This window comes from Johannesbaptistia floridana, from assembly GCF_057440575.1.
The window spans coordinates 1-6,703 of sequence record NZ_JALKVM010000358.1; the positions used below are offsets into that span (position 1 = coordinate 1).

Consider the following 6,703-nt stretch of genomic DNA (forward strand, 5'->3'; position numbering starts at 1 on the left):
ATTAACCTCAGAAAAAGTTCATTTCTCTTTAGCCTAAGAAAAGTAGCAAAGGTCAACCAATTTTAAAGCGCGATCGCATTAATTCTTTAACTCATTACTTCAAAACTCATTACTCATCTAGCGGTGCGTTACGGGCTTCGCACGCTTCACACCCTACTCTCTCACATCTTCCACCAGTACTTATGTACTAAATTAACCTCAGAAAAAGTTCATTTCTCTTTAGCCTAAGAAAAGTAGCAAAGGTCAACCAATTTTAAAGCGCGATCGCATTAATTCTTTAACTCATTACTTCAAAACTCATTACTCATCTAGCGGTGCGTTACGGGCTTCGCACGCTTCACACCCTACAACTACTAATATAATGTTGGGTTATCTCCCTGCCCAACCTACAGGCTACTGGCTTCTTACTCATTACTCATTACTTATTACTTCAAAACTCATGTTTGGTGCGTTACGGGCTTCGCACGCTTCACACCCTACTCTCTTCAAGACTTCAAGACTTCAAAACTCCAAAACTCCAAAACTCCAAAACTCATTCTCATTACTTCAAAACTCCTTACTCCTTACTCATTACTCATTATTCATCCACAAGTAACTTTGGGTAAAGATGCAAGATCTGAGTTTGGTGTGAGTCAAAGAATTATGGTTAACAATTATTATCAAGGTTGACATAACAAAGGACTACTCATCACTGTTCCATCAGAAAGAGTAACATGACAATCTTCTGAATCAGCATTTTCTCTTGGTTTCGAGGAAAAAGCCTCAAGATTCTCTATAAAATTAGTTACATGCTGACTCCATACAGAAGGGCCTGATTTAGAAGAAAATAACCTGTGTCCATCTTCACCGAAAGCAGGGAGTAACTCAAAGCGATGTGGAATTGGACTATTACGATTAAATTCAGCAAACATTCGTTGAGATAGATGAGGACCAAAATATTGATCATTTTGAGTATATAACCAAAGGGTTGGTAAAGATGCAGTTTGGCCATACTTACTAGCCGCAGAAATTAACTCAGACTCAGAACAATTTTTACCATCTTCATAGGAACCTCTACCCCCCGCAAAATTAATGGCGGCGATCGCCCCTTCGGGATTGATACTAGCTACTGCTAAAGTTCCCCATCCTCCCGCAGATTGACCTACTAAGATAATTTTATTTCCTTGGATAACAGGTAACTTTTGCAAAAATCTCATGGCAGCAATAATATCTCTCGCGCTTTCTAAGCCTCCATGATAGTAATTAGGATTTTTACAAGATTTAAAACTTTCAGCAAAATTCCCTTCGGAATTTCCATAACCACGGCGAACTAACATCAAAACTGCAAAACCTTGGGAGACAAACCACTTAGCTGCTGTTTGATAATAGCCACTATGAATTTGACGACGTTGTTCTGCATTACGAGGAGAACCGTGAGTAATAATTACCCCAGGATGGCTTCCTATAGAATTAGGCAAGTATAGACGAGATTCTAACTTGAGAACTTTTTGGTTAGCGTCTGTAACCGGAATAGCATAATTTCTAGTTGTGTATGAAGGTTCACTGTAGATTGCTAGTTGATAGGTTGCTATGAATGCAATCACCAATAAAGCAATAAATCTAGTTAAATACTTTTTATACATCTAGCCTTTTATCATCCTATACTAGCCTAACTATTGTCTATTCTCTATTCCCGTGTTCTTTAGAGGGATAAACCCTGATTTTCAAGACACTGTTTGGAGTCGGTTTCAAGCTCTGGTTCCGTGGTTTTTTCTTGTACTGCTTTGGTGACTTCTTTTTTGTACTTGCGCAGTCCGTATAACCTCGCAGAAAAGCAGTGGAGGATTGACAGGATATCTTCAACGAGCTCTTGTTCTGGAGAGAGTCTACGCTCATTGAGAACCACGAGTTCTGTTTTTGTTTGTTGACACAACCACTCAATGAATGGAAATCCAAATCTAACGAGACGGTCTGGGTAGGCGCACACAAGACATTGAACATTTCCTTGGAATATACGCTCCAAAATTTTGAGCAACTCGCGCCTCCTAAAGTTGAGCCCACTTCCAACTTCTGTAATAAGTTCGCCTCCTGGGTAAGCCTGTTGTAAAAATTGAGCTTGTCGTTCGAGGTCATCTTGCTGAGATGAGGTAGAGACTCGTGCATAGAGAATAATGGGTTTTTCTTCTTCTGTATATTCGTTGATGCAGAATCTTCTTTGACCTCCTGGTGTTCTGATTGACTTAATCTTTCCCTCATTTTCCCATCGCCGGAGGGTAGAAACTGAGACCCCGAGGTATTCGGCGGCTTTTGCTGGTGTGACATAATTCATTGTTCACCTAATTTTATCGTTTATCTCATTCTACCAAGTTTTGATAAAGTATAGCAAGCTTTACGCAGATATTTGGTTGACTAATAAAAGCTCAAGTATCCCTATACAAGAGGAAAACTTACTTGACCTGCTTAAAGGAATTCATCGGACATCCAGATAAGATATGATTAGGAATATTTTTTATTTCACATTTCCAATCAATTGAAGTAATATCAGAAAAACTACAAGCTGATCAAGTAGACAATAACAGTAAGGCTAACGGTAATCTTAGTGTCATAAATTTTCAAACCAAATTTGTTTACTATTTTTTAACTAGAGAATGGTTTCGTGGCGATCGCTCCTCCAACTCTTATATGTTCCAACTTGATTTTCTGGCAATTACATTAGCAGCAATTACACCACCGATAAAACCAAAAAGATGGCTTTCCCAAGAGATTCCATTATCAGTGGGCAAAATCCCCCAAATCAATCCCCCATAAAGGAAGAAAACCACTACAGACAACATAATGGAAGGAACGTTATGTTGAAAAAGACCTCTAGAGAGTAGAAAGCCTAGATAGCCAAAAATCAAAATACTTGCTCCGATATGGGTAGAGTTGGGAGCTGCCAAAAACCATACCCCCAATCCTGCTGTTAACATGGTAATGATGGTAACAATAAAAAAGTCTTTAGTCCTTTGCAACATCACTAACCACCCCAAGATTAAAAAGGGACCAGTATTAGCAATTAAGTGACCTATTCCTCCGTGTAAAAAAGGGGCCAAGACTATTCCTACCAATCCTGGTAGATATAGAGGGGTTATACCCCAATGATCTAATTTCCCTCGAAATACTAATATATCTAATATTTCTACTCCCCAGAATATGGCCATAAAACTCGATAGAATTATTATTTGTAGTTTTACTTCTTTAGCAATTAGGTGATGACGCTGTTGAGGCATGGGAACAAATCACATAACATTTACATATTCTATTGTAACAAGTAAACAAACCTAGTTGGGGTTTTTATTCTCTAAATCTCTTGACATTTCTGATTTCTAGCCATTTGAAAATGTCAAACACCTTAATGACTACTGTTATATACAGCAGAAAAAGAGAGGCTTAGGACATTCATCAACTATGCCCAATTTTACCTGTTCGGGAGTTCCTTCCTAAAAAGATAACTAATGTTAGGAAAAAAGCATATAGCAATTCTCATACTGGTGTGGTACAGAGGTTATCCTTTTGAGGCAAGAGAGGCACCTCAGATCTTGCATCTTTACCCAAAGTTACTTGTGGATGAATAATGAGTAATGAGTAAGGAGTAAGGAGTTTTGAAGTAATGAGAATGAGTTTTGAAGTCTTGAAGTCTTGAAGAGAGTAGGGTGTGTTAGGGCGAAGCCCGTAACGCACCGCTAGATGAGTAATGAGTTTTGAAGTAATGAGTAAGAGAATTAATGCGATCGCGCTTAAAAATTGATTCTCCCTTGTCGGCCAATTTCTGTACTTTTGTTTTGGTGCAAGATATGAAGCACCGAGGCAAGAGAGTTAGGTACAACCTCATGAGTCCGAAAAATGCTATATATCTGTCCAAAAATAGATAAAAAGATCGCAATCGCGAGCAATTTTAACCGCATAAGGTCAAAAAATCAGGTGATTTAACAAAAGTTGTCACCCCGTGAGGTTAAGCTCACATCTTCCACCAGTACTTATGTACTAAATTAACTTCAGAAAAAGTTCATTTCTCTTTACCCTAAGAAAAGTAGCAAAGGTCAACCAATTTTTAAGCGCGATCGCATTAATTCTTTAACTCATTACTCATTACTTCAAAACTCATTACTCATGTTTGGTGCGTTACGGGCTGCGCCCTAACACTCCTTACTCATTACTTCAAGACTTCTTACTTCAAAACTTCAAGACTTCTTACTCATTACTCCTTACTTCAAAACTCATTACTCAACAACAACCAGTAACATTAGGTATAGATGCTTTGGTGTGAGTTAAGCCCATGTATCGCGCCATTTTACCACACCCTCTGTCCCGAGTACCCAACGACGGGCGACTAAATTTTCTCTCAAAGGGGATTGTCCTTCGCGCCATAGGGCATATTTATAGGTAATTAATTTTCCTGCACTTTCCTCAAAGGGTATTTCTGTAAACCAAGTATTACTATTGATATATTCCAAAGGATAAGCCTTATCAATATCCCAGTTACCCAATTCAGGACAATCTCCAATAACCACAATAGTCTCTCCTGGTTGAGTTTGAACGCCATTTAGTTGAACTCTCACAATAATAGTTCCTTTTACTCTTTCTCCCACATGGCTAAAAACTAATACTTGTTGAGAATCCATCTGTAAATCGTGTAAACAACCTTCTTTAACTAGGTACTTATGACCGGACAATATTTCTGTATGTTCACCATCTGGTAATTCTGTATGTATCTCCGGTAGTGTAACAGCATCGGCACGATTAATAGCCACAAATAGACGATTATCGCGATAACGACGTACATAACAATAAGTATCAGGAGTGATGTATTTTTGCCATTGACCGCCTAGGGATACTGCGGGGTTAAGCCTTCTTAGTCCTGACAGTAGACGAATGACACGATATAGAGGACTATCTGTGTCCCAACTTTCCATCATTGGGCGGTTATAGGGATCGTTATTGCCGTAGGGATTATTATCTCCATTGGTATCATCATGTAGATATTGTTCTGTGCCGTAGTAGATGCAAGGTATACCCCGAGAAGTCATAATCAGGGCGATCGCCAATAGTAAAGCATTGGTATCAGGATTTATTGTTTGAAAACGGTGCATATCGTGATTATCCACAAAAGTTATTAACTCTGTGGCACCACTATAACGACAATCTAAATCTAGTACATTTTTTACTAAATAAAAGCCTTCTGCTTCATAAGTGCCCAAAGCTTTACGAATTGCTATACACAAGCCAAAATCTAGAATAGTCATTCCCGAATGGTTGGCAAATTCTACTGATTTATCATCCTGAGGATCACTATAAATCCACTCTCCGAAGATAAACACATCAGGCTTATGACTAAGAATATCCGCGTTAAATTCCTGCCAAAACCAGATGGGCATGTGTTTAACTGTATCTATTCTTAAAGCATCTACACCTCTATCTAACCATTGTTTAATTGATGATTTAATATAATCTCGATATTCTGAATTATTTTCATTGAATGTTGCTAATCCTGCTAATTCACAATTTTGTACTTGCCATTCATCTTCCCAATTAGTCACATCACCATAGTGATGATACCAGTTACGAGAATCATTATTGAAATCAGCGATTTTGACCCCATCATCATATAACTCTCCCTTTTTCCCGGAGATATCTGGGTTACTGTGATTGCAGACTATATCTAAAACAAACTTCATGTTGCGCTTATGCAACTCTTCTATCAAACGGTCAAAAACCGTATCTCTAGTATCTTGGGTAGCGTTGAGAGATGGGTTTTCATCTTTACCTATGTAGCGAGGGTTAATTCGTTTAAAATCTCTAGTCCAATAACCGTGAATTGCCGCTTTATCTACAAATAAACTTTCTATCTGCTCAAATAGAGGGTTTAACCATAAAGCAGTCACTCCCATATTTTTGAGATAATCCAGATTATCGATTATACCTTGTAAATCTCCTCCCCAATATTTTCCCCAGTCTTTTTTTTCTGGGTCGTATAATTCTGCATTAGGACCTTCACTATTTTCTGTATCCCCATCGCAAAAACGATCTACTATCGCAAAGTAAATAGTTTCTTGACGAAATTCAATATCTCTAGTGTAGAGAAATTCTAAATCTATTTCTAAGTCTATATTTTCTGTAGCTTCAGTTTCTTCAGCTATTTTAGCTAGTTTTTCTTCTGCTTCGGCTTCTGAAACTTGATAAGCAGGAGATGTTTGAGAGATGACTTTTTCTTCTGACATTGGGCTTAAAATCCACTCGATTAGATATTATCTTAGCTGAAAAGATTTATTCTTAAGTAGTTTGATTTGAAATTTTTTATTTACTGTAAAAATACAGATTAAAGATCCTGCAACCTCAACCCAACCTACAGGCTACGTACAGGCTACCTTCTTACTCATTACTCGTTACTCGTTACTTCAAAACTCATGTTTGTTGGGTTTCGTTGCCAAGGGCCCAACCTACTAACTGAGATCTTGCATCTTTATCACTCATTTACTTGTGAATAAATGCTAAAAACGAGGTGATGACAAGCAACCTTGAGCCCCCCTTCCCTACAGCGAGACTCCGGGAGGAACGAAGACAAGGAGACAAGGGAGATAATACAAGTAAAAAAGTATGTTTTTGGCTTTGTGTAGCATACAAATACTTATGCTGAGAGCAAAGCACGAGTACTCTTGTACTAATTTAGCGGTCAGAAAAATTCATT

Annotated in this window: 4 protein-coding genes; all 4 read right to left on the bottom strand. The window is 38.1% G+C overall.

Annotation, left to right across the window (positions count from 1 at the left end; all coding sequences use genetic code 11):
* Positions 1-659: 659 nt before the first annotated feature.
* The 4 genes from MW688_RS19870 to MW688_RS19885 all read right to left on the bottom strand — a co-directional run bounded on the left by MW688_RS19870 (position 660) and on the right by MW688_RS19885 (position 6,236).
* On the bottom strand, positions 660-1,622 hold the full coding sequence (locus MW688_RS19870; protein WP_486737752.1) for an alpha/beta hydrolase family protein: 963 nt from the start codon (positions 1,620-1,622) through the stop codon (positions 660-662).
* 59 nt (positions 1,623-1,681) lie between these two features.
* The gene (locus MW688_RS19875; RefSeq protein WP_486737753.1) at positions 1,682-2,308 is read right to left on the bottom strand and encodes an IS607 family transposase; all 627 of its coding nucleotides are present in this window, start codon (positions 2,306-2,308) and stop codon (positions 1,682-1,684) included.
* 349 nt (positions 2,309-2,657) lie between these two features.
* The gene (locus MW688_RS19880; RefSeq protein ID WP_486737754.1) at positions 2,658-3,248 is read right to left on the bottom strand and encodes a rhomboid family intramembrane serine protease; all 591 of its coding nucleotides are present in this window, start codon (positions 3,246-3,248) and stop codon (positions 2,658-2,660) included.
* Positions 3,249-4,286: 1,038 nt separating this feature from the next.
* Entirely contained in the window at positions 4,287-6,236 is a 1,950-nt protein-coding gene (locus tag MW688_RS19885) for an alpha-amylase family glycosyl hydrolase (RefSeq protein WP_486737755.1), read from the bottom strand.
* Positions 6,237-6,703: the final 467 nt, after the last annotated feature.

What these genes read in the sequence shown, in the direction of transcription:
- MW688_RS19885 (WP_486737755.1), bottom strand. Translation starts at nt 6,236, where the DNA reads ATGTCAGAAGAAAAAGTCATCTCTCAAACATCTCCTGCTTATCAAGTT.
- MW688_RS19880 (WP_486737754.1), bottom strand. Translation starts at nt 3,248, where the DNA reads ATGCCTCAACAGCGTCATCACCTAATTGCTAAAGAAGTAAAACTACAA.
- MW688_RS19875 (WP_486737753.1), bottom strand. Translation starts at nt 2,308, where the DNA reads ATGAATTATGTCACACCAGCAAAAGCCGCCGAATACCTCGGGGTCTCA.
- MW688_RS19870 (WP_486737752.1), bottom strand. Translation starts at nt 1,622, where the DNA reads ATGTATAAAAAGTATTTAACTAGATTTATTGCTTTATTGGTGATTGCA.